Origin of the sequence: Bradyrhizobium sp. Leo170, assembly GCF_004296405.1 — a bacterium.
In the GTDB taxonomy this organism is placed as follows: domain Bacteria; phylum Pseudomonadota; class Alphaproteobacteria; order Rhizobiales; family Xanthobacteraceae; genus Bradyrhizobium.
Genome location: NZ_PSRR01000043.1, coordinates 1 through 24,336, shown reverse-complemented (window position 1 = coordinate 24,336; position 24,336 = coordinate 1). Strand labels below are relative to the sequence as shown.

Genomic DNA, 24,336 nt, shown 5'->3' with positions numbered 1-24,336 from the left:
GCATTGGGGCCGTAGCGATAGTTCGACAGGTCGATATCGCCCGAAACCGTCAGCGCGCCGCCGGGATTGGTCGCCTGGTTGCTGACGATCTCGACGCCGGGACGCAAATGATAATCGCCAAGGCGCTTCAGACGCGCGGTGAGCGACGCATTGCCGAGCGCGGCGTTGATGAAGGCCTGGCTGTGGCCGTCGATGGTGTCGAGATAGGCTTGCGTGATGAGCTGCGGCCGCGCGCCCGACACGTCGGGCAGGTCCGCCAGCGGCGCATCGTCATAGCTGCGGAAGGCATTGACGGCTGTCGTCTTCGCGCCTGATATCGCGGGTGTCCCCAGAATATCGATCGCCACATCATCCGCGCCCACCCGCGCGGCGTTGAGGTCGAGCGTGCCGCGCGCCTTGCCGTCGTTCCTGCCCGCGCCCGTGCCTTGCGCGATTCCGGTTCCGGCGCGCAAATCGATTGCCGCATTGGTCCCAAGCGTGAGCCTGCCTTCGCGGCTCGTCAAATCGACGATGGCCCGGTTCGGACTGTCGATGATCTTGCCATAGCTGTCGAAGCGCATCCCCGTGCCATGCGCGTCGAGCGTGCCGTTGAGGGTGAGGCTGCGCTTGGCGGCAAGCCGGATCGCGCCGACCTGATAACCGCTGGCGTCGATGCGGCCATTGACGGTGAGATTACCGCCATCGACGACGATCTGCACCTCGCGCGCTTTTACCTCGTCGCCAACCGTGAGATCGCCCTGTTTGATCTGGAAGCGCCGCGCGCCGAAGACTTCGCCCGCGTTGAGCCGGCTGTTGAGCCCGGCGAAATCCGCCAGCGTCTGCGCCCGCAACGTCAATTGCGCGGCATCATAGGGGACGATCGTGCCGCCGGCATCATATGCGCCGCTGGCGGAACCGAGGATGGTTCCCGTGAGATCGACATGCCCCGCCGCGGTCCCCAGCGCCGTAACGCTCATCGCGCCGCCGCGATTGTTCTTCGCCGAGAGATCGATGAGCGAACCCGACGCAGCAAGGATGTTTCCGCCCGTGCTGGCCAATATGAGGTCGCCGCCCCAGCTATATTTGGTGACGTCGAACATCTTGACCGCGCGTCCCGCAAGATCGATGCGGGCCTTGTCGGTGAGCGTGATATCCTGCGCGGCGTTGAGCGCCAGCTTGCCGGAGGCAAACGCCAGCGTCGTGCCGATACCGATCCTTTGCGCCGCAAGTTGCAGTTCCGCGCCCAGCGTGTCGCTGCCTGCCGTCTTCCCCGCGCCTGACAGCGTGATCGCGCCGCCCGCCGTGAGGCTATTGACCGAGCCAGCCTCGCCCGTCACGAGCGGGCTGTTCAGCGTCAAGTCGCCGCCGCTATATTGCCAGCCCTTATCGGCCACATAGTCGCCCTGATGGTGATAGACCGCGAGCGACCCCTTGCCGCTGGAGGTGATCCGGTCGCTCGCCGTCAGATTGACGGACGCGAAGCCGAGCGCGAGACGATCGGCGGAAACCAGATTATTGGGCTGGGTGTTGGGCGCATAGCCGAGCAGGATGCGGTCAGCCACGATGTCGAGGCTGCCGTCTCCGAGCAGGTCGCGCATCGCGGCGCCCGGCGCGGCCGGTGTCGAATAGCCCGGAACCGAGCTCTGGCCGGCGGCTATCGCGCCCGCCCAGATGAACTCTCCGGCGGTGATGGTGACCTTGTCATCAGCCGCGCCATAGCCGTAGACGGCGGGGGTGCCGAACACCAGCCGCTGAACCGACGATTTGCCGGTGCCGGTGGCGAGCGTGTTCAATTCGACCGAGCCGAACAGATTGAAGGATTCCCGCGCGTTCAGCACCAGCGTTTCAAGCGCGGGCGTGCCGATGGCGGTGTTGCCCTTGAGCAGGCCCGCCAGCACATCCTGATTGAGCGTCATGCCCGGCGGGAGCTGGCCCGCGGCGCGGGCAGCGGCCAGCCTTTCGCTGGAGCCGAGATTGACCGCCGAGACCCCCAGCACCAGATTGCGCGCGCCATAGCGAAGATTGTCGGCGAGCGTGAAGGCCTTGTCGGTGGAAACGCCGATGGTGCCTTCGGTATAAAGCGTGGTTTCGCCTTGAGCAGACCGTGATGCAGCCGCCGATATCGACCGGCACGCTGCCGGGCTGGGTCGGAGCCAGCAAATTGATCCAACCATTGGACACCGCGAGCATGCTCATGTTGCCGCCGCCGAAAATGAAGCCGTCGCTGGAATCATAGCTCGGCGCGCCACGGCCGATCGTGGTGATCGACGCGCCCTGCTCGACCACGATGCGCCCCTCCCCCGGCCTTGCATCGCTTCCCGCGGCGATCAGAAACACCTCCGGCGCCGACAGCACCGCGCCCGAGCGGACGATCACGGAATTGGCGGGGCCGATAAAGCCCACCTGGGTGCCGCCATAGCTCACCACGGGTACGCCGCCGATCGACAGGCGCGATGCGCCGAAGCCGCTGAGATCGCTGGCATAGAGCGCGACGCCGTTCTTGTCCGTCCCCGCCGGCTTCTGGCCATCGGCAAGGATTTCAATCGGACGATTTGAAGTGATCCCCACCGCCAGTGTGCCGCCGAAGCCAACGCTTCCGGCCTGCGGCGCGAACAGCGCCTTGCCGTCGAATTTGAGGGCGGGCGTATCGCCCAGCCCCGCCCCCGCGCTCGGCATCAGCGCCAGTGTCTTGGCGTCCACGGTCATCATGCCGCGCGCAATGCCGCGCCGCGCCGCATCGGCCAGCACGAAATCATTGTAGCTCTTCTCATTGTAGGACGAATGGGTGCGGACACTTGTCGCAGGGGTGATGATGATCTGGCTCGCCAGCGTGTCGCGCACGCCGGTATTGGCGGTTCCCATGAGCCCCGCCGCGACATAGGAGCCGTTGCCGATGCCGGTGACGCCGGCGAGGCCCATCTGATTGCCGGCGCCGATCTCGACGCGGAACGCGCCCGGCAGCAGCGCATAGGTGGATGGCAGCAGCGTATAGGTGCCCGCCGGCAGGCCGGGTATGCCCGCAGGGATCGTCACCTGCCGCCCGATACCCGGGTTGCCCGCGCCCGCATCGGCGGCAACCGGCGCATAGCCGCCGGCAAAGCCGGGGACGATGGCATAGACGGCATTGCCCGACCGGCTGAAGCCATAGGCGGGATTGGCGTCGGCAAACGCGGCGCGCAGCACATCGACCGAGCCGCCGCGCCCGCTGACGAAGCCCGCGCCGGTGAGGTCACCGCCGCCCGAGAGGTCGAGCGTCGCGCCCTCCCGCACATCGACCGCGACGCCGTAGAGCGAAATCCCGCGCTTGGGCTCATCGCCTGAGCCGCGGGGGCTTATCCCGTCCGGCTGGACCTCCACGCCGTTGTAGCGATAGACGATGCCATCCAGCGTGCCGCCATAGGGCATGGTGAGTCCCGCCGCGCTGACCGAGGTCAGGCTGCCCGGCAGGAAAGTGACTTGGCTCTGGATGCCCTGGGCGGCCGTGAAAGAGGTGGTGCCGATCTGGAGGCTGCCATGGGGCGCACGGACCACGCCGCCCTGATCGATATACGCGGCGCCAAGCATGAGCGTGCCGAAGACGGAATACGGCACATCGGGCGTGGCGCCGCCGATGGAGCGGATCGTCAGCCGGCCGTTCGGGTCGGTGATTTTTACGTCGGTAACGCTCCCGGCGGAGATGGGGATGGCGCCGGCCATGATCCTCGCCGTCGCGCCGGTGGCCGGATAGATTTGCGCCGCCGTAAGCGTCAGATTGCCGGGCACGACCAATTGCGTCGGCCAATTGCCCGCGTTCACATCCGCATTATAGCCATTGAGCAGCCTTATATCGCCCCGGCTCGTGAGCGCCGTTTCGCCGAAGCTGGAAAGGAAAACATTGCCGCCGATATCGATCAGGTCGGCATCGACGGCCAGCCGAGCTCCCGGCCTCGCCGCAGTAGGCGCCGGGGTCGGCTTGATGATGTTGGCGCCAGAGAACAGGGTAGGATAATAGGTCTGCGCCAGGCGCACATAGGGAGCTGATATCGCCACTGCCGCCCTGTCCGGCGCCGACCCGGCCAAGGCGAGGCCACCAAAGAGGCGGAAGCTGCCGCGCAGCGCCAGGCTCAAATCGCCCTCGGCGAAAACCGTGCCCGCCAGCGACAGATGATCGAACCCGCCCGCCTCGATGCGGTCCTTGCCCAGCCGCGCGAAGCCATAGGTGAGGCCCGCATCGGCCGCGCCCGCCGCAAGACCCGGCGACAGCACGCTTTCGCCCTGTGTTTGCGCCAGCGTGATCACGCGCGGGTTAAGAAGTGCCGGATCGACCGGCATGCCGTTCCTCCATTCGGAGCCGGTAAACGCGATGCCGAGCGTGCCGCCCGAAGCGCCTTCGCCGCCCGCCGCCGCGTGCATAAAGCCATCGAGATAAAGGCCGTTGGCCGACCGCAGCACGATCGAGCCGCCGTCGCCCGCGACGGCCACCGGCTGTCCGGCAGCGCCAAGACCGCTTTCCGGGATATCCAGCACCGCGCTTGCGCCCGACGCATCGAGCACCGCGCCGGGACGGATGATCAGGAAGCGGTCCGACGGACGATTGGTATTGGTCTTCACATCTTCCCAGTCGATCGCGCCGCCGATCTCGATGCTGCCGCCATCCTGCACCACGCCATAGCGGCGGTCTTTGCCATCGCGCGCCACATAGGCACGGCCCGCCACATCCAGCACCGCTCTGTCGCCGATCCACACCGAGGTGGGTTTGGCGGTGCCGTCATAGCCGGGGAGGCTCAGATCGGTGATGGCAATGCGGCCGCCATAGGCGTTCAACCGCCCATTGATGGTGATTTGGCCCCCGCCGCTGAGCTCGATCTTCTGGCCCGGATCGACGGTGACGACCGCGCCTTCGCTTATTTCGACCGGCGCTTTCACCGCCACATAAGGCCCGCCGGAACCAAGCTTCAGGCTGGCGCCGGCGCGCTGGGTGAGCACCCCCTTGACCGCATTTTCCTGCCACAGCGGCGGCGTCCATATCTCAAGCGCGCTCGACGTATCAGCGGCGGAGGGTACGCCGAAGCCCCCGTCCTTGACCCGGTAGACAGGCGCGAACACATCCAGCGCCGCGCCTTCCGCCACCTTGACGCCGCCATAGCCGGTAATGTCATATTTTGAGAAACCGGACTGGAACAGATCGGTGGCAAGCGACAGACCTTGCGACGATCCGCCACCGATCGCGACCGCCATTGCGGTCTCGATTTGCAGCGTGCCGCCGCCTTTCACGCCATAACCGGCGATATCGCCATCGAGCTTCAGCGTGCTATTGGAACCGACGGGACCATTCTGGGGCGCTCCGCTGGCGAGAATGACATCGCCGCCCGCGCCGCCGACGGTCTTGTTCGTCTCCTTCAAGGCCGCGCCCGAGGACACGTCGATCCGGCTACCCTTCTCCATCGTCACATTGGCGCTGGTGGCCAGGAAGACATCGCCGCCGTCGATATGCGCCAGCTTATCGGTATCGGCCGGTTCAACGACGGCATTGACCCACAGACCACGCACATCCAGCATCGCGCCCTCGCGCAGCGTGATGGAAGCCGCGCCATCAGCATCGAACAGCTCGCCGGGAACGGCGGCGCTGTTGGGGTGGATCGCGAACCAGTTGGTCGCGCGGATCGACCCGCTGCGCGCGGTGACATCGGCGGCAATGTCGGTTGTGGGTGCAGCCAGCGTCAGCACGCCGCCATCGGCCAGCGTCAGGTCGCTCTCGATGGCGATCTTACCACGCGTCTCCAGCGTCAGCCCGCCAAGCCGGACCTCGTTCAGGCGATCGGCATCAAACCATGCGGTGCCGGTGCGCTCCCCGGACAGCGCGGCGTCGCTCGTCAGATTGCCGGTGACGTCGGCGACATCGCCGATTCTGACATCCACCGCATAGGGCCCGTTGTTCCCCGCCGTCAGGTCATAGCGCCCCAGCACGAGCGAGCCGGCCTGCGCGATCGTATTTTGCGCAGCCTTGTAACCATCAGTGATGCCTTCAGGCCGCGCCTGCTGCTGCCGCTCGCCGGTGACGACGTCGGCGAGGATGTCGCCCTCGAACACCGCCGTCGGCGTGGACAGAATCAGCCGTCCGGCATCGCGCCCGACCGTGTAGCCCTCCTCCCAACGCACGCTCTCGCGGCCGCGGCCGAACGGGCTGGTCCAGACCTCGGTGACGTTCCAGCGCTCGTGCTTGCGGATGAAGCCGCTGCCAAGACCATAGAAGGTCATGTCGGCGCGGGCATCGTTGATGTTGTAGAGCCGCCCGTCGGCCCCAAGGAAGTTCGTGGTCCGGATATAGCCGGCCTCATAGCGGATCGAGCCGCCCGAGATGTCGAACACCGATCGGGCCTGCGCGATCACCGCCGGCGCCGACAGCGTGATGGTGCCGCCAACTGCGCTCCATTCGCCGATCCTGTGCCGGATGTTGGCGAGATGGCCACCGACTTCGAGCAGCCCGCCCGGCGTGTAGTAGCGATCGCCCTCATAGCCGCCCGTGCCCGACGGCACGTAGGTCAGATCGCGGATATCGACCCAGACGTCGGCGTTCTTCAGCGCATTGCTGTCCCGGTTCTGCGGTGAATCGCGCAGCTCATTGCCCTGGATATTGACCATGATGTTGTTGGCCGACATCGCCAGCGACACGTTGCGCACGCCGGAGACGTCGATCGTGGCGCCACTCTCGGTGAAGATGCGCCCGCCAGCGGACACCGCCACCTGCCCGCCCTGCGCCATGGTCAGCGAACCTGCTCCCTCGCCGCCCTTGAAGATCACATTGCCGCCAGTGACGATCTCGATGCGCGACTGATCGAGACGATCGGCAAGCAGGGAGAGATTGTCGAACCGACCGGTCGCCGACTGGCCGCGCTGCTGGTTCGCGGTGGCGGACGCCGTGATCAGCGCGTCGCGCTGGCCGTTGAGCGCGGTCTCCCCGCTCTCGAGCTCGGGGATGACGGTGGTGACGCTGCCCGCGCCGAGCGTCACGCTGCCGCGCGTGTCGGTCGCCGAATTGAGCAGATGGATGGTGCCGCGGGTGTTGACCGAGGTCGAGGCGACCAGGGCGCCGTTCTGCTCGATGGTGCGGCCGGCGAGCGTGATGTCGCCCTGCGCGCTGAAGACCACACCGTCATTGCGGACCAGCCCGACGAGGCCGCCGGTATGCAACACTGGCGCGATCTCGCTGCCGCGCGTGGTCGATGCGACGTTCTGGTCGGTGCCATAGCCACGGCGCAGCACGAAGTCATCGCCCGCCGCCAGTTGAGCCTGGCCCAGCGGTGTCGCGATCGAGCCGGCATTGACGACCTGCCCGCCCATCAAGAGCACGAAGCCGCCGCCGGATGTGACGGACGCCGGTGCGCGCGTCTCGATCTGTGCACCCGCTTCGACCTTGACCACCCCGCCGCCCGTGCCATTGCCGAGCAGCGCCGCCGCGTCGGTGAAGCTCGGCGTCCAGGTCGATCCCGTCTGCGTTGAATAGATGCCCTTCAGAAATTGCTCGTCCGACATCTTCGCCGTCGATGCGATCAGCGCACCGACATTGATCTGGCTTCCGCCGCCGAAGATGATGCCGTTCTGGTTGATCACGTAGACCGAGCCGTCGGCCTTGATATTGCCGAGGATCTGGCTCGGCCGCGCATCCGTGCCGAGCACCCGGTTGAGCGCGACCCAGTCGCGGTTGCCGTGCTGCTCAAACCGCAGATCGGTCCGAGCGCCGACATTGAAAGTGTCCCAGGTGAGAATGGCCTTCTGCTGGGTCTGCCCGATATTGACCTTGACGCGGTCGCCGTCCGTGAACTGTGTCGGCAGGTTCGCCCCCTGCCACAGGTCGGTTCCCGGAACAGCGCCGGCCGGCCGCTGAAGTCCACCGACGCCCAAACCATTGGGGATCGAAGACGCATTCACTGCGGCGCGCGCGGCATCACGGGCCGACTGTTGGCTGGCCTGCTGCGCCTGGATCGCGAGCGTCGCCCGCTTGAGTGCATCCGAGGACTGACTCGCGGCGCGGGCGGCTTCCTGTTGCGCCGATTGCGCTGCCGCGATCGCCGCTGCCGACGGTGTCGGCGCCTGTCCACCCAAGGGACGAGCTATCGCGACCGGGTCGGAGAAGAACAGCGCCGCCACACTGACGCCGGTGAGCAATGCAGCGCGGCGCGCATTGCGGTAGGCGGAGATTGACGAAGCGGTGGCAGCGGGGCGAGACATGGGCGGGCACTCTCCAAGAGACAGATCCAGGCCGCGCCGTTCTGGCGCCGCCTGGTCGTCAGGCATTTCGACCGCCTAAAGACGTTTCAGCCCCCTATGAGAGGAAATGGATTCAGCGAATAATTTCTGGTGGATCGATCCCGAGGCTCGCGATCTCGCGCTTCCCGCGAAAACAGGTCGCATCGTCGACAGAATACTCAAAGGTATCACGATATCAGGTCAGCACGACAAAGCCGCCGCCGATCGGCGTGGCCTTGGCGCCGAAGACCTCCTGAAACTGAGTCAAAACGGCATCGAGACGGTCGAGCTTGAAGCGTGCCGATACTCTGCGCTCGCCGAGAGCCGCATTCATCAGGATGATCCGGCCGGCGCGATAGCGGTTGACCTCCTCGATGACACGCGCCAACGGCTCATCCTGAAAGATCAGAAGTCCATCGCGCCAGGCGGCCACGACTTCGGGGGCAACCGCGGCAATTGGTCCGAGATCGTGCGCGGCATAGATGATCTGCTCACGCGGCCGGAGGATCGCGGTGCGTCCACTGCAATCGACCTTGACCATCCCGGCAAGACACGCCACGCGCACCTCGGCGCCATCGCAACGCACGGTGAACTGTGCATTGCTCGCAGCGACCTGCCCCGCTGCGGCATGCACGACCACCGGGCGCTGTCCGGCCGACACCGCGGCTTCGCCGGCGACCAGCTCGATTTTGTCGGCTGTCTCTGTTTGCTCGCGCACGTTCAGGCTCGTCCGCGTGTTGAGCTCGATCGAAACCCGATCCGCAAGCTCGATCTTGCGTTGCTCGCCGGTTCCAGTGCGGTAATCCGCCGCCAATTCGCTGAGCGCGGGCCACAATTCGAGGGGTGGCCGGACGACCATGATGCCCGCGACGGCCGCCGCCGAAGCGGCCAATGTGCCGCCCAGAAACGCACGGCGTCCGATCGGCCGGCTGATACCCGGAATTCGGATTGTTGCAGCCTTGTCTACCGCATGCGCTGACGCCTCCAACGGCGAGCCGAGCATGCCCCACAACTGGCAGGCTTGCGCATAGGCTTGCGCGTGAAGCGGACTTTCCGCACGCCAGCGTTCGAGCGCGCGTAGATCAGCTTCCGTCACCTTCCCGGTGGAAAGATGGACGACCCAGTCCTTGGCCTGGCGTCGCAATGCTTCATGCGGGACGGACCGTTCGTCCATCGTCATCGCCGGATATCCATTCACCGTCCATCATCCCGCTTTGGGGGCGCCGGTATGGGTGGAAGGTGGTTTGCCTTATCTATAGACGTTTGTGATGAGCCCGACAGGAAACGATTTGTCGTATCTTTTTCAAGCTGGGCTTCGCAAAGGTCGAGCGCGCGACGCAATTCTATGCGCACCATGCGCGCCGTGATGCCGAATCGGTCCGCAATGTCCTGCTGAGACTGTCCCCGGAGCCGTGCGGCGATCAGGATTTCACGCGTGCGCTCAGGCAGGGCGTCGATTGCGGTCTGCAGTGCTTTCAGCTGGAGGCGCGCTTCAGCCTCACGCTGCGGCCCGGGCGCCGGATCAGGAATTTCAAGGGCGGCTTGCACGTCGGCACGGCGCGCGCGCCTCGTCTCCATACGGCGACGATCTGTCGCGATATTGACCGCCGTGCGCATAACATAACCGGTTGGGCTCTGGATGGAGGCGGCTTCATCCTGGCGATGGAGCTGCAGCCATGTCTCGTTCAGGCTTTCGCTGGCGAGTTCTTCCGAGCCCAAGCGGCGCGTCAGACGCGCGCGAAATTCGTCGTATCGATTGGCGAGCAGATCACGAAGCGCCGCCCAAGTCGTGTTGCCCATTGGCCCGCCCGGTACTCAGGACTGCGCCAGCGAACGCTTGCTTTGAAATCTTCGCAAATTCAAGCGTCTGGCCCAAACCCGAGCGTGTCGGAAAGTAGAGGAAAATTCTGGTAACAAGGGAATGTAACAGTTAGACAACACTGCACCCGGCGGTGTCCGCGCACCGTATCGGGCAAATGGCGGGTTCAGCGCCCGCCACTGCACTCCGGAGACTGCAGTGGCGAACGGGGCACGATCGTGAGCGTGACCGGTTGCGTCATGCCGGCTGGCGGAAAGACAGCGATCCGCACGTTCTGCAATTGTGCGATCAATGCTTCGTCACGATGCGCATTGCCGGTTGAGCCGAGCAAGGACGCACGCTGCAGAACACCGGCAGGCGTGATCCAGAGCTGCAAAGCCATCCGATAGCCGCCTGGCTGCGTATCGGTGTTCCCACACAGAGCGCCGAGAACCCCTGCCTGCAACGCGCCAAGAAATCTCGCGTCCGGGGCAACGAGAGCGGCGCTGCCAGGCTGTTCGCGGAGCGCCGGCGCGATCGTAATGGCATCTACATCGGTCCTGCGGCCGACAAGGCCAGTGCCAGCCAACAGGACCCGCAACGCACTCTCCTGGGCGAACGAACCTTTGATTGCCGCCGAGGTCTTGCCCGCGGCCAGGGCCGTCTCATAGAGAACCTGCACGCCGGTTATTGCCCCATATGCGCTGAGCGCCGCCGCAAGCGGTTGCGACGGAATATCAAAGACCACCTCCTCGCCGCCTTGCGTGGCCTCGTTCCTCGGCTGGGCGAGCACGCACACGCTGCTCCATGCCAGCAACAATGAGGCGACGAGAACGCAGGCGAGATCCGTCGCTAGTGCAGTTCGACGTACCATTCTTCCATCCGTCTCGTGCGCCAGAGAGCAGTAAATCTCTTTTCGACGGATCTGCCGTCGGAGGGACGTTCCTATTGCCATTCCTTGCACGGCATAACGGAGCCACTAATTGAGAAGCGTACAATTTGCGAGGAAAATCAATACGCATTCCGACAAGACCATCAAACCGACGTTGCACCTACAGTAGTTTTTCTCTTTGTCGGAACAACCGCTTTTTGGCCGAAGATCAGGAAGCTCGACAGAGCCAGGATCCACACCGAGAGTCCTCCATAGAGCATCACCAACCTGAAGCCATGAACCAGTGCGTCTTGCACAGCAGTGTCCGCCGCCGGCAGGGAGTTCAGTTCCGGGAAGTCAGATATATGGGCACTCGCGCCCGCTATCCTTTCTGCAAGACGTTGCAGGCGCGGTGCATCAAGCACTGCAGGAAGCGCGCTCCTCAGCCAGGAGGATATGCCCGCGATCAGGATGAAGCCCATCACGGCGATGTTGATCGCCAGCGAAATCATCCGAGCGCTCATATCGATACCTGACGCCATGCCGGCGCGCGTGCTCGATACCGATGCGGTCGTCGTGTTGGTCACCGGCGTGTTGGTCAGCCCCAGCCCGATCCCCGCAAGCAAACAACCAGGCAGCAGCATCAGCCAACTAGGTTGTTCGACGCCGCTGCCGGCCCACATCAACATGAAGCCAAGGCCGATGACGAAAAGTCCGGTCGGGATGGCGATCCTGGCCCCGAAGCGCAGCAGGATCCGCTCGCCAAATGGTGGCACCACGAGACTCGGCAGCGTGTAGGAGAGCAGCGCCAAGCCGGCCGCGACATTGCCGTAACCGAGCGCGCTTCGGAAGAAAATCGGAAGATAGATCATGAAAGGCCAGAAGCTGAAGTTCATGCCCATCGATCCCAGGAGAGCGCCCGAGAAGGTCCGAACCCGGAAAACGGAGAAGTCGAACATCGGGCGGGTGCTGCGCGTCTCGGCCAGCACGAAGCCTGCGAAACTCAGGACCGCGATTGCAATGATGGCGAAACCTGTCGGGCTCCAAAAGCCCAGGTCGGGCCCTTGTGTGATATAGAAGGCCACGCAGAACACCGACGTCGAGAGCGTCACGATGCCTGCGATATCAAGGTGCTTCGCGTCGGGATCGCGCGATTCTTGCACCCCGGCCGCGGCGAGGACAGTGGTGACCGCGGCGATGACGGCATGGACCAAGAACACCCATTGCCAGTTGGAGATCGCGACGATCGCCGCGCCTATGATCGGACCGAAGCCGAGGCCGATCCCGAAGATGATGCCCCAGGCGGCAAAGGCCCGTGCGCGCTCCGGTCCCTCCCGGAATTGGTGGGAGAGAACGGCGACCTGACAGATCAGCATCGCGCCACCGCTCATGCCCTGAAGAAACCGGCTCACTATGAGAACGAGGGCGTCCTGCGCCAAGGCGCAGATCAGGGAGGCCAGGCCGAAGACGACGATGCTGACGACGAAGACACGCTTTCTGCCGTAACGATCTGCAAGCGTGCCCGTCGCCATCAGTACAGCCGTGACCGCGATCGTATAGGCGTTCATGATCCACTGGAGCTGCTGGAAGTCGGCATGCAGCACCGTCTCCAGCGTCGGCAGAATCGTCGGAACGCTGGAAATCTCCAGCCCGAACATGAGAGACGCGAGGCAGACGGCCGCCAGGGCGACGGTGTTTCGCTGTGTTGCTGAAATCGTCATGACTTTCACCTCCAAGCCTGGTGCCGATCGCTGACATGCAGGCAGGAGGTTCGCTCGATCGAAGAAACTCGGGTCTCGGGTTAGCCGCCCACGTCAGATGCCGAACATAGGGGGCCCTTGACTACAACAAAACCGGATCAATATAGATTTCAGAGACAACAAATTCGGATAATGGAATGCTCTCGCTCGATGTGGATGCCGTAAGAGCTTTCGTGATGGTGGCCGACATGCAGAGCTTCACGCGCGCGGCCGAAGCTCTGGGCACCACGCAGGGTGCAATCAGCGTGAAGCTCAAACGGCTTGAGGATCGCATCGGGCATCGGCTGATCGAGCGGACTCCCCGATCGGTGCGGCCGTCGGCGCAAGGGGCTGCCTTCCTGGAGGGGGCTCGGGAATTTATCGCGGCTCACGAGCGCGCGGTTGCCGGACTCAATGCGCCCCCGAGACACTTTGGCCTCGGCATTGCTGCCCATGTCGCGGGGCCGGAGGTTCCGAACTTGCTGGCGCGGCTCCACGCCCACGATCCGAAGCTGACGATCGAAGTACAGCTCGATAGCTCGCGCAAACTTCTGGACCTGTTCGATCAGGGACGGCTCGATGCCGCGATCATCCAGCGCGAGGACGATCGCCGGGATGGGGAGACGCTGGCACTCGAGCGCTTTGGCTGGTTCGCGGCGCAAGGGTTCGAGCACCGACAGGGAGAGCCGCTGCGCCTGGCTGCGCTGACTCCAACCTGCGGCGTCCGTAACATAGCAACACATGCGCTCGATGCGGCGGGCATAACATGGACCGAAGTGTTTCTTGGGGGCGGTTCTTCCGCTGTCCATGCCGCCGTCGCGGCAGGGCTGGCAATCGCCCCTCTGTCATATCGGATAGCGCCTGCCGGCACTATCGATGTCGGCGAGCGGTTTGGCCTTCCTCCGCTTCCCTCATCCGAAGTGGTGCTCCATTCGTCCTTGACGGACCAGCGGTCGCGGGCAGCCCTAAGGGCGTTGGCGGCGGCGTTCCGAGAGCACCGTGCTCCGTACCGTTGATGCTCTGAAGACTACGATCGCGACCTGGCGCTCGCAAATACCAATGAGGCGCGCTCCTTGCGGCCGCTGTAATACTGTGCCCTCAATCGCCGTAGTCTCAGTAGGCGCGCGCGAAGTCGCCCTCTTGCTTGATGTCGGTGAACACCGGAAAGCGAGCCTTCCAGGGGGTTCCCTTGGCCGTCGTCAGATCGTTGAGACGCTCGAGCACGGCGAGGCCATCCTTGCGCAGGCTGGCAGCGACTGCCGCGCGGTCGGGGAAGTTCTTCAGCACGGCATCGAGCCAGATCGTACGGCCCGCAAGGAATCCACCCGCGCCGGCGGCATAGGCGAAGTCGAGGACGCGCTCGAACTTCTCCGGCGCGGCGCCGCCTGACAGCAGCACCCAGGGGATGCCCCGGTCGCGGCAGATATCGCCGATCGCATCGAACTCCTTCTGCGCGGCCTTCGCCGCAGCGCTGCCGTCGCGGGCGGGCAGACTGTTGGCGGCAAGCGGACTCTCCAACTTCAAGAGATCAACGCCATATTCCGGCTTGGCAAACTCGCGCACGCTCTCGATGACGAGACCGGGAAGCTTGCCCGGCGATTCCACGTAGTCGGCGGTGTGATTGGCACTGCCGAGGAACGGGTACACCAATAGCTCCAGGACATAGGGAATGTCGTGGCGGTCACAATCCTGCCCGACCTCGCGGACAAAGCGCTTCTGATGCTCGTTTACCGCGGGATCGGCATCCGGCCGGTACCACGCCAGCACCTTGACGGCGTCGCCGCCCATGGCGCGGATCTTCTCCACGCTCCAGTTGGTGATCGCCCTCGACTTGCGTCCGCCCGGCGTTTCCTCGACGCGGTGCTCTTCGAGGGTCATGATGAGACCGCAGCGCGGCGGCAGGAGATCGATCGCAGCCGGCACCGCGAAATTCGGATCGAACAGCATCGAGCTGCAATGCGGCGCGAGGTTTTCCACGAGGAGACGCTTCGCCGCCGTGACGTCGGAGTATTCGACCTGGTCCCGCGTAATCCCCTTCGCTTTCGCGATAGCATCGAACAGCGGCGGCCGCTGATCCAGCGCGACCATGCGGAAGTGACCATCTAGGTCAGCCAAACGCGCCAGGCCGCGGTTCTTTCCAATCGTTCTCATGGCTTCGTCCTCATGAATGCAAGACACTCGTTGATGGTGGGGATTCCGTTGCGTCCGCCCGCGTGGCGGCATTTCATCGCAGCCGTCGCTGCCGAAAACGCCATGGCGTCGCGCACATCGAGGCCGACGCCGATCGCAAGCGCATAAGCGCCGTGAAAGACGTCGCCCGCGCCGGTGGTGTCGACGACGTCGACGGCAAAGGCGGCCTGCCGATGCAGGCGGCCGCTCTCGTACCAGCTCACGCCGTCCTCCCCGCGCGTGACCGCGATGGCACGGCAGCCGTAGCGCGCGAGTGCAGCGAGCGATTGATCCTTGGCCGAGCCGGCAAAGGAGGTCAGCGCGGGCTCGGAGAAGATCGCGTGGTCCGTCAGCGGAAGCAACCGCTCGAACACCTTGGCATCGGCCATGTCGCCGTCGAGCACCGTCGGAATGCCTCGCGCGCGGGCTTCGCGAAACAACGTCGCGGCTCCCTCCGTCCAACGCGGATCGGCCAGCACGCAAGATGCGCGTGCGACCGCCTCCAGTGGCAGCCAATCCGCTGCCTCCGGATAGAGGCCGCGGAAATTGACGATCTGCCTCTCGCCGGAGCTGTCGACGATGATCCCGGAGACCGACGAGCGACCGTCGGCAAACAGCCGGAAATTCTCGACGCCGACGCCCTCGGCGACGAAGGCCGACCGCATCTCGTGGCCAGCGGCATCATTCCCTGCCCGCCCCCAGAACGCGACCGACGCGCCGAGCCGCGTAACGGTAACGGCGGCATTGGCGGCCATGCCACCGCCGAGGGTCGCATAGTCCAGGCTCTTGATCTTCTCGCTTCCGCTCGCAAAGAGCCGATCGACACGCCAAACCTGGTCGAGCGCGGACAGACCCAGGCAAATGAGCTGCGCACGCCGGGTCCCGGACGCGACGTCCGCCAGCGCTGACAGATTTCCGATGTTCGCTGGCGAGCTCACCGCAAGACCTGTCCGTTGGCTGCGTCGAACAAATGCGTCTTGCCCGGTTGCGGACGGAGGCTGAGGCGATCGCCGACCTTCGGCCGCAATGACGGATCGACCCGGGCGATGGCAGGGGCGCCGGCGAAATCGAAATGGATCAGCGTATCCGAGCCGAGCGGTTCGACGAGCTTGACGCTCACGGCAATGCCGTCGGTCGTCTCGGCCGCGACGGCAAAATGTTCGGGACGAATGCCAAGGACACCGGTGCCGGCGCGCCGCAGCCGGTTTGCCGTTTCGTCGCCTAACGGCACCACCGTTCCGCCTTGCGAAAGGATCGCGTGCTCCTGTCGCCATTCGACCGGGAAGAAATTCATCGCCGGCGAACCGATGAAGCCGGCCACGAACTGGTTGGCCGGCCGCTCGTAAACCGTCTCCGGCGTGTCGTACTGCTGGATCGTGCCGCTCTGCAGGACCACGATGCGGTCGGCCATGGTCATGGCTTCGATCTGGTCGTGGGTGACGAAGACCATCGTGGTCTTGAGCTCCTGCGACAATGCCTTGATCTCGGCACGCACCTGCCCGCGCAGCTTCGCGTCGAGGTTCGACAGCGGCTCGTCGAACAGAAACGCCTTGGGATTGCGCACGATCGCGCGTCCCATCGCAACGCGCTGGCGCTGCCCGCCGGACAGCTCTTTCGGCTTGCGATCGAGGTACGGCTCGATGTGCAGCAGCGCCGCAGCGCGCTTCACCCGTGCGTCGATCTCCGCCTTTGGCGTTCCCCGCAACTCCAGCGCAAACGACATGTTGTCGTAGACCCGCATGTGCGGATAGAGCGCGTAATCCTGGAACACCATGGCGATGTCGCGCTGCGCGGCCTGCACGCCGTTGACGCGCTTGTCGCCGATGTAGAGGTCTCCGGACGTGATCGGCTCGAGGCCCGCGATGATCCGCAGCAGGGTTGACTTGCCGCAGCCGGATGGGCCGACGAAGACGACGAACTCATGGTCCGCGATCTCCAGATTGAGATCCGGGATCACGGTGAAATTGCCGTAGCGCTTGACGAGATTGCGGATCGAGATCGAGGCCATGATCACTAGTCCAGCGCCAGCACGGGCTTGATGAGCTCGCCCCTGGCGAAGCGCGCAAAGTTCTCCGGCAACGCGGAGAGACCGAACTCGCCGTCGACGAGCACGCGATACTCGTCTCTGTACTGCCGCAACAGCGCGATGTTCGGCTCGAAATCCGAGACCGGAAAATAGAAGGTCCGGATCATGTAAAAATCCTTGCGGCGGAATACCTTGCCTTCCTCGATGGTCCAGGGCGCCGCATTTTCGCCGACCAGCACCAGCGCGCCGCGTGGCAACACGAGCTCGATCCCGAGATTGCGTGCCACATGCGCGCCGGAGCATTCCATGATGAGGGCGAAGCGCTTCGACGTGTCGCCGACCGGGTGCGCCTTGGCGCCGAAGGACTGCGCGATCTTCAAGCGCGTCACATTCGGATCTGCGACATAAACCTCGTCGTAGCCAAGGCTGCGGAGCACCAGCACGACTCCCAGTCCGACCGGGCCCGCGCCCATCACCAGAACCGGCCCCGCATCGCTCGGTGGCACGACGCGACTGACAAACCGTACGGCATGACCGGACGTGCCAATCACGTCGAGCAGAAGCGGCGCGAGGCTATCCTCGATGTCATCGGGCACCGGCAGCAGACAGTTTTCCGGCACCGGCACATATTCGGCATAGCCCCCCGGCCTGTTCCAGCCGATCAGGCTTGAGACCTCCAAGCACATTTGCGTATCGCCGCGCTTGCAGGCGGCGCAGTGGCCGCAGTGCAGCGGGATGTAAACGGCGCAGCGGCGCCCATGCAGGCGGTGGCCGGGCTGCTCGACCACGCCAAAGATCTCGTGGCCCGCGGTGAACTCGGCACCCTTGTGCCAGAGCTTGAAGTCCGAACCGCACAGCGCCGTGCGCGAGACCCGCACCAGCACCTCACCTGCCCCGACATCAGGCATCGCCACACGCTCGATGGTGATGCGGTCGTGGCCATGGAAGACCGCCGCCTGCATGATCGAATTCGGACGTGGTGATACGTTCATGAGATACCTAGCCTTTCACCGCACCGAGCGTCAGCCCGGACACCAGCCAGCGCTGAACGAGAGCCGCCAGCACCAGCGGCGGCAATGCGATCAGCGTCGCCGCGGCCATGAGCGCGCCCCATTGCGTCGAGCCTTCACCGATGAAATTGAAGGCTGCCGCGATCAGCGTCTTGGTGTCGCCGTTTGAGAGCACCAGCGCAAACAGGAAGTAGTTCCACGAGAACACGAAGGCGAGGATCGCCGAGACGGCGATGCCGGAGGCTACCAGAGGCAGCGCGATCCGCCAGAGAATCCGCGTCACGCTGCATCCGTCGACCTGTGCCGCCTCGAAGACGCTGCGCGGGATGGCGTCGAACGACGGCAGCAGGATCCAGATCACGATCGGCAGCGTAATCACCGCGTGGCTGAGGATCAGTGCGGTGTACGAGCCGATCATGCCGACCTGCCGGAACATCACGTACCAGGGCAGCAGGAACAGCGTACCCGGTGCCATGCGTGCCGCGAGCGTCAGGATCGCCGGCCATGAAATCCGCGTCCACGAGACGGCGAAGGCCGCCGGGATACCGAACAACAATCCGAGCGCAGTTGAACCGATGGTGACGATGAGGCTGTTGAGGGCGTAGCTCAGGAACGGCGTGGTTTTCGTGAGCTCGACGTAATTGCTCAGCGTCGGCGTGAATACCAATGTCGGCGGATAGGCCGTCACCTCGAAGGAGGGCTTGAGCGACGACAACACCATCCAGACCGTCGGCGTCATGATGATGATGCCCGCCAGCACGAGCTGCAGCAGGTTGAGGCGGCGGATCCAGCGGTCGGTGGTGGAGGCATCCATAATCGCTTCACCTACCAGGCGACCGCGCCGCGCAGGCGGTTGCAGGCAAGCACTGCGCCGAACACGATCGCGGTCAAGGTCAGCATCAGCGCACTGGCATAGCCGATGTTGAAGAACTCGAAGCCGACCCGGAAGCCGTAGATGTTGAGCGTGTTCGACGCATTGCCGGGGCCGCCCTGCGTCGTGATGTAGATGATATCGAAGAAGCGCAGCAAATCGACGCTGCGCAGGATCGCCGCGGTGACGATGGTCGGCAACAGCAGCGGCAGCGTGATCCGCTGGAAGGTCTTGAATGCGGACGCGCCGTCGATCTGCGCGGCCTCGTAGACGCTGGGCGGCAGCGACTGCAGTCCGCCAAGCACGATCAACGCCACATAAGGCGTCCACTGCCAGGTATCGATCAGCGCGAAGGTCGGAATGACCCAGGTCGGCGACGCTAGCCACTCCGATGGCGGCAGGCCGAGAAATTGCAGGATATAGTTGGCCGCCCCCAACGACGGATCGAGAATGACAATCCACATCATGCCAGCCACCACCGGCGGCATCATGAAGGGCGAAATGAACAGCGAGCGCACGATGCCCGGCAGGCGCTTGGCGTGGAACAGGACCAGCGCCAGCCAGACGCCTAACACGAGTTGCAGCGCCAGCGAGAGCACATAAAGCGCGATGGTCACCCAGAGCCCGTTCCAGAACTCATGGTCGGACACGAGCTTTGCATAGTTCGCCAAGCCCACGAAGGATTGCTTGCCGGTCGACGAAAAGCTCTGGAAGCCGAGCCACACCGTATAGATCACCGGAAACGCGATCATCGCGACGGTGAAGATCACCGCCGGCGCCGAGAGCGCCGACAGTTCCAGCCTTTGCCGGTCCTGCGTCAATGTCGCAGCCGCGTCCGACATGCCTACATTCCTTGATCCAATGAGGGTCCAGCCGCGTGAAGGCGGCAGGCGTTCCGTGCCGTTACTTCTGCGCGATCAGCGCGTCGAGCGCCTTGTCGGCGTCTGCGCAAGCCTGGTCGACGGTCTTCTGCTTCAGGATCAGATCCTGCACAGCCTGGCCGATGAATTCGCGCGATTCCGGGTTGGCGACGATGGGATAGCCGACCTCGGAAGAGCCCTTCGTTGCGAGCACGTCGAGCGCCGCTTGCCACTCCTTCCGCACCGGCTCCTCGTCGATCCACTTGCGGTATTCAGGATCGTTGGCGACCGACGGCCGCGGCGGCGCAATCCCCTGGAGCGCCATCTTCTTCTGAACGGCCGGGCTCGTCGCCCATTGCACGAAGTACCAGGCCGCATCGGGCTGCTTGCTGTGCGAGGAGACGGCCATGCCCCAACCGATCACGGTCGGCACCTGACCGGCCTCGCCGGCCGGGAACGGGATCAGGGCGGTATCCTTGAGCCGAGCACCGCCGTCCATCACGGTGCGCAGCTCGTTGGAGGATTCGAACGACATGGCGGCCCGGCCGCCGCGATAGAGCGCCGAAATTTGCTGGAAGCTGTAGTTGACGACGCCGGGCGGGCCGAAGTCGCGCAGCAGCCGGCTGTAGGTGTCGAGCGCCTCCTTGCCCTTGACCGAGCAGAGGTTTGACTTGCCGCCGGCGATATAGCTGCCGCCGATATTGTGCAGCATGTTGCTGAACGTATAGGCGACGGCCGGCTTCAGCCCGCGCGAGACGAACGGCGTGACCGAGCTGTCGCAAGCCTTGATCTTCGCCGCAGCCGCCTCGACATCCTTGATGGTCTTCGGCGGCTCGAGGCCGCACTTCTTGAAGATGTCGGTACGGTAATAGAAGATCGGCCCCTCGATGTTCATCGGCATGCTGGTCAGCTTGCCGCCAAAGGTCGCCGCCTTGAGCAGGGCCTGGCTCAGTCCGGCCGGATCGTACTCCTTCGCCGCGTCGTTCTTCGCCATGGCCGAGAGATCGGCATACCAGCCGGTCGCGGCGAACTGCTCGCCCTCGCGCGACGGCAGCGTCATGAACACGTCGACCTCATCGCTATGCGCGTTCATCACCGTGACCAGGCGCTGGCGCATCTGCTGTTCCTGGTAGCCGTCGACCTTCAAGGTCATGCCGGTCTGCTTTTCGAAATCGGCCTTGTAGGCAAGCAGCGCCTGCGCAACGGGATTGTTGTTGACGAGAAAGGTTACGGTCTTGCCTTGAAATTTCTTCCAGTCGAAATCCGCCGCACGCCCCTCGCTGCTGACAGCGATGACCGCAAGAACCGGCAACGCGACGCGCGCCGCAAACATCCTGGCGTTCATTTGAACTCCTCCCTGACCCGGCTTGTCCGCCCACCCGGCAGAAGCGCCTTTCTGAAAACGGTTACATTCTAAGCCTCATCTCACTCCTGTCAAGCAATGGACAATTCGCCCAACGTAGGACATCATTGCAGAAATTTCTCTCTGCCACCCTGAACCCACGACTGTAACGTTACATTCATGGATCTGCCGGCCGCCAGATTAGCGAAGCAAGGCATCCGCGCCGTCGCGGCACGAGCCGGCGTGTCGACGGCATCCGTCTCGCGTGCACTCAACAATCCCGACGCGGTGAGTCCGTCCTTGCGGGCGCGCATCGCGCAGGCGATCGAAGCCGTCGGTTACATCCCGCATGCGCCGGCCCGCATCCTGTCGTCGCGACGATCGCGTACGCTTGGCGCAATCGTGCCCACGATCGACAACACCATGTTCGCGCGCGGCATCGCCTCGTTGCAAAAATATCTCTCGTCGGTGGGCTACATGCTCTTCCTCACCACGAGTGGCTATGATCTCGACGTCGAGTTGCAACAGGCGCGCAATCTGATCGGCCGCGGCGTCGATGGCCTCGTGCTTCGCGGCGACTGCCATCACGAAGGGCTGCGCAAGTTGCTTGCCGACAATGCGGTGCCCTTCATCAATGTCGGTATCTATCAGCCGGACCGCCCCTACCCTTGCGTCGGCACCAACAATGAAGCAGCCGCCCATCGTGCCGCAACGCATGTCATCGAGCTTGGCCATCGCCGGATCGGAATAGTGTCCGCGCTCCAGCGCAACAATGACCGCGCCAGCGCGCGCGTTGCCGGCTTTCGCCGCGCGTTGACTGAGGCCGGGCTGGCGCTGCCTTCGCAATGGCATGTCGAGGTGCCCTATACGCTCGACGATGCGCGGGAAGCGGCGCGTTATCTCCTCAGTCTGGAGGACCGGCCCACGGCCGTCGTCTGCGGTAACGACGTCATCGCCTATGGCGTGCTGCTCGAGGCGGAACGCAGCGGATTTTCGGTGCCGCGGGACCTGTCGGTCGTCGGCTTCGACGATCTCGACTGGAGCCGCCATTTGCGGCCGAGCCTGACCACCATTCACGTTCCCACCGGCGAAACCTGGCAGCGCGCCGGCGAATATCTGGTCCGAAGTCTCGCGGGCGAGCACACCATCATGCACCACGAGGTCGACTACTCGCTGGTGGTCCGCGAGTCCACGGCGCCGCCTTCAAACCCCTGAAGAATGATGATCCCGATGAATTCCAATTTTGATTTGGCCCCCGGATTCCATGCCGTCGTGATCGGCGGCGCCGGCGATATCGGCGCCGCCATCAGCAACCAGTTCTGCGATCTCGGCGCGACGGTGACCGCAACGGGCGTCAATGACGCCGATCTCGCGCGATCCCTCCTCAAGCCGCGCGCAGGCCTCACGCTCGCGACGCTCGACGTGACCAATGATGCCGAGGTGACGTCCTTCGCCCAACGACACACCCGCGTCGATGCGCTGGTCAATTGCGCCGGCATTCTGGCGCGCGACAAGGAATATGAGATCGAGACCTTCATGAAGGTGCTCGATGTCAATCTCACCGGCACGTTCCGGACCTGTTTGGCATTCCGCCCCCTGCTGGCGGACAGCAAGGGATCGGTCGTCAACATCGCCTCGATGAACGCCACGCTGGCGCTGCCGCGGATTCCCGCTTATTGCGCTAGCAAGGGCGGCGTCGTGATGCTGACCAAGGCGCTGGCCCTGGCCTGGGCTGAGGACGGCGTTCGTGTCAATGCGGTTGCGCCCGGCTACGTCGAGACAGCGATCAACGCCGCCGGCCGCACCGATCGCGCTCATTATCAGCGCATTGCCGACCGCACTGCTTTCAAGCGATGGGGGCAGCCGGAAGATATTGCCGGTGCAGTCGCCTTCCTCTGCATGCCGGCTTCGCAATATGCGACAGGTACGGTGGTCGCGGTGGACGGCGGGTTTCTTGCGGGATGAGACCCCTGAAAGGGGAGACCTGGTCCGCTTAGCGCCAGGTGCGGCCCGCATCTTTGCAAGCTAAGTCATGACTCCGAACTTGCGAGATTCGCTTTTGCTGCCTGGGTATCGCCGGCATGATGCAGCGGCCGCAAGTCGTGCGCGCGATGATGTGACGTTAGTGGACTAGTTCAGATGCAGCCAACAAGAGAGCGCCAGACCCGTAGAGTTGGGTGTCCGTGATCTGAACGGCGTCCGGCCTGTCGCCAATCTGCTGCACGCGGCCGAGCCGGCCGTTGACCGTCGCCGATGCCAGAGCCCGCCAGCCTTGTTCAATTACTGGACTAAAGCGCTTTGCGTCGAGAAGTCCCATCCGCACCCCGGCGGCAAGGCCGTAGGTCAGGAATCCAGTGCAACTGGATTCCGGGGTGCCTACCTCGGGCGGAGCGAGCAACGATGTGGACCAGAAGCCATCCGGGCGCTGCAGGCTCGCTACGCGATCTGCGATCTCGACGAACAGGTTGACGTATTTCTCGCGCAGCGGATCGCCGGGACGAAGCTCTCGTAGGATGTTGGCAAGCCCAGCGAGCACCCAGCCATTACCACGGCCCCACAATATCTTTTCGCCATGTGCGCCAGTTTTCCCGATGAAGCGGCTGTCGCGGTAGAACAGGTGCTCCTGGCTATCGAACAGGAAGTCTTTCGTGGCCCAGAATTCCCTGTCGGCATAATCACGGAAGCGCTGATCCTTCTGGATGCGCGCAATACCGAACCATGTCGCCGGCCCCATGAAGATGGCGTCAGACCAGCACCATCGCTGCAGGCACTCTGCGTTGTCGAATTCGAGCGAGACCTGTGGTGGGTGCTGCAGGATATATTCCAGCCGCTGCACGGTCGGCTCGATCATGCGTCGATCACCGAAATGATCATAGGCGGCGATGTAGACCTGCCCGATGGCATGATCGTCCGCAAGGTAGATCGGGGGCGCCCAGTCGCTGTTGCCGACCTGCCAGCCGGTGCGTTCTCCAAGCTCTCGGATCGCGTCGAAGTATTTCATCTGACCTGGTGTCGCGGCCCATCTTGCGAGACCGATGTAGAAGGCGGCGCGTGTCCAATCTGTTTCAGGCGCCTGGGGTACTTCATGAAAGTGCGACATTTGCCAGCTCGCGACTTGCTCGGCCGTAGTGCGTACGATTTCCGGCGCAAGTGAAGCAGTGAGCAGGACGGCCGTCAGTGCAATTGCCTTCATGATCCCGTTCCTGACGTTCCCAACTGCTGACTACCATCAGTCCATCGGCGGATCGTAGCGCGGCGCGACCGCACAACGCTATCGTAACTGTAACATCGCTTTCAGCCCTTGCAGCAGTGGGTCGGTTTGCGAAATCCGGTTTGCGCCACGAGCTGCCTTCCGCCAAGTCGCACTTTGTGAAGGGTTTCGGATGCCGGCCGCGTGAAGGACGGCGCCGCGTGCTCGGCGGCCGGCATCCGAAACCCTTCACAG

Annotated in this window: 16 protein-coding genes; 3 read left to right on the top strand and 13 right to left on the bottom strand. The window is 64.1% G+C overall.

The genetic code is table 11. The features are described 5' to 3' along the window. Positions 1-1,824: 1,824 nt before the first annotated feature. The 5 genes from CWO89_RS47755 to CWO89_RS10600 all read right to left on the bottom strand — a co-directional run bounded on the left by CWO89_RS47755 (position 1,825) and on the right by CWO89_RS10600 (position 12,595). The gene (locus CWO89_RS47755; protein WP_165421089.1) at positions 1,825-8,187 is read right to left on the bottom strand and encodes a two-partner secretion domain-containing protein; all 6,363 of its coding nucleotides are present in this window, start codon (positions 8,185-8,187) and stop codon (positions 1,825-1,827) included. A gap of 214 nt (positions 8,188-8,401) precedes the next feature. Next, on the bottom strand, positions 8,402-9,379 hold the full coding sequence (locus tag CWO89_RS10615) for a FecR family protein (RefSeq protein ID WP_165421088.1): 978 nt from the start codon (positions 9,377-9,379) through the stop codon (positions 8,402-8,404). A 20-nt stretch (positions 9,380-9,399) separates the two neighbouring features. After that, complete coding sequence (locus CWO89_RS10610; RefSeq protein WP_130578571.1) at positions 9,400-10,005, bottom strand: RNA polymerase sigma factor; 606 nt, start codon at positions 10,003-10,005, stop codon at positions 9,400-9,402. Between the two features lie 185 nt (positions 10,006-10,190). After that, the gene (locus tag CWO89_RS10605; protein ID WP_130578570.1) at positions 10,191-10,877 is read right to left on the bottom strand and encodes a secretin and TonB N-terminal domain-containing protein; all 687 of its coding nucleotides are present in this window, start codon (positions 10,875-10,877) and stop codon (positions 10,191-10,193) included. Positions 10,878-11,038: 161 nt separating this feature from the next. Continuing rightward, positions 11,039-12,595: an MFS transporter gene (locus CWO89_RS10600; protein ID WP_130578569.1), complete on the bottom strand. Its 1,557-nt coding sequence runs from the start codon at positions 12,593-12,595 to the stop codon at positions 11,039-11,041. Positions 12,596-12,771: 176 nt separating this feature from the next. Between CWO89_RS10600 and CWO89_RS10595 the strand changes: the two genes are divergently transcribed. Beyond that, positions 12,772-13,629 carry a LysR family transcriptional regulator gene (locus CWO89_RS10595; protein ID WP_130578568.1) on the top strand — a complete coding sequence of 286 codons (858 nt, stop codon included), beginning with the start codon at positions 12,772-12,774 and terminating at the stop codon, positions 13,627-13,629. A 97-nt stretch (positions 13,630-13,726) separates the two neighbouring features. On the opposite strand, the gene CWO89_RS10590 is transcribed toward CWO89_RS10595, so the two are convergent. The 7 genes from CWO89_RS10590 to CWO89_RS10560 form a co-directional block, all read right to left on the bottom strand. Beyond that, positions 13,727-14,764 (bottom strand): tagatose 1,6-diphosphate aldolase, encoded by a 1,038-nt coding sequence (locus tag CWO89_RS10590; RefSeq protein ID WP_130578567.1) that lies wholly within the window; start codon positions 14,762-14,764, stop codon positions 13,727-13,729. Further along, the gene (locus CWO89_RS10585) at positions 14,761-15,720 is read right to left on the bottom strand and encodes a sugar kinase (protein ID WP_130578566.1); all 960 of its coding nucleotides are present in this window, start codon (positions 15,718-15,720) and stop codon (positions 14,761-14,763) included. The genes CWO89_RS10590 and CWO89_RS10585 overlap by 4 nt, the downstream gene beginning before the upstream one ends. After that, positions 15,717-16,790, bottom strand: a complete 1,074-nt coding sequence (locus CWO89_RS10580) for an ABC transporter ATP-binding protein (RefSeq protein WP_130578565.1) — start codon at positions 16,788-16,790, stop codon at positions 15,717-15,719. Before CWO89_RS10580 ends, CWO89_RS10585 begins: the two co-directional genes overlap by 4 nt. A 5-nt stretch (positions 16,791-16,795) precedes the next feature. Further along, positions 16,796-17,800: a zinc-dependent alcohol dehydrogenase family protein gene (locus CWO89_RS10575; RefSeq protein ID WP_130578564.1), complete on the bottom strand. Its 1,005-nt coding sequence runs from the start codon at positions 17,798-17,800 to the stop codon at positions 16,796-16,798. Positions 17,801-17,807: 7 nt separating this feature from the next. Beyond that, a complete protein-coding gene (locus CWO89_RS10570) occupies positions 17,808-18,635 on the bottom strand; it encodes a carbohydrate ABC transporter permease (RefSeq protein WP_130578580.1) in 828 nt (275 codons plus the stop codon). Positions 18,636-18,643: 8 nt separating this feature from the next. Beyond that, positions 18,644-19,531, bottom strand: a complete 888-nt coding sequence (locus CWO89_RS10565) for a carbohydrate ABC transporter permease (protein WP_130578563.1) — start codon at positions 19,529-19,531, stop codon at positions 18,644-18,646. Positions 19,532-19,592: 61 nt separating this feature from the next. Continuing rightward, a complete protein-coding gene (locus CWO89_RS10560) occupies positions 19,593-20,894 on the bottom strand; it encodes an ABC transporter substrate-binding protein (protein WP_130578562.1) in 1,302 nt (433 codons plus the stop codon). 177 nt (positions 20,895-21,071) lie between these two features. Between CWO89_RS10560 and CWO89_RS10555 the strand changes: the two genes are divergently transcribed. After that, the gene (locus CWO89_RS10555) at positions 21,072-22,106 is read left to right on the top strand and encodes a LacI family DNA-binding transcriptional regulator (protein WP_130578561.1); all 1,035 of its coding nucleotides are present in this window, start codon (positions 21,072-21,074) and stop codon (positions 22,104-22,106) included. A gap of 15 nt (positions 22,107-22,121) precedes the next feature. After that, positions 22,122-22,856, top strand: coding sequence for an SDR family NAD(P)-dependent oxidoreductase (locus CWO89_RS10550; RefSeq protein WP_130578560.1), 735 nt, complete (start codon positions 22,122-22,124; stop codon positions 22,854-22,856). Between the two features lie 157 nt (positions 22,857-23,013). Here the strand turns inward: CWO89_RS10550 and CWO89_RS10545 are convergent, their stop codons facing one another. Further along, positions 23,014-24,084 carry a glycoside hydrolase family 88/105 protein gene (locus CWO89_RS10545; protein ID WP_130578559.1) on the bottom strand — a complete coding sequence of 357 codons (1,071 nt, stop codon included), beginning with the start codon at positions 24,082-24,084 and terminating at the stop codon, positions 23,014-23,016. Between the last annotated feature and the right edge of the window lie 252 nt (positions 24,085-24,336).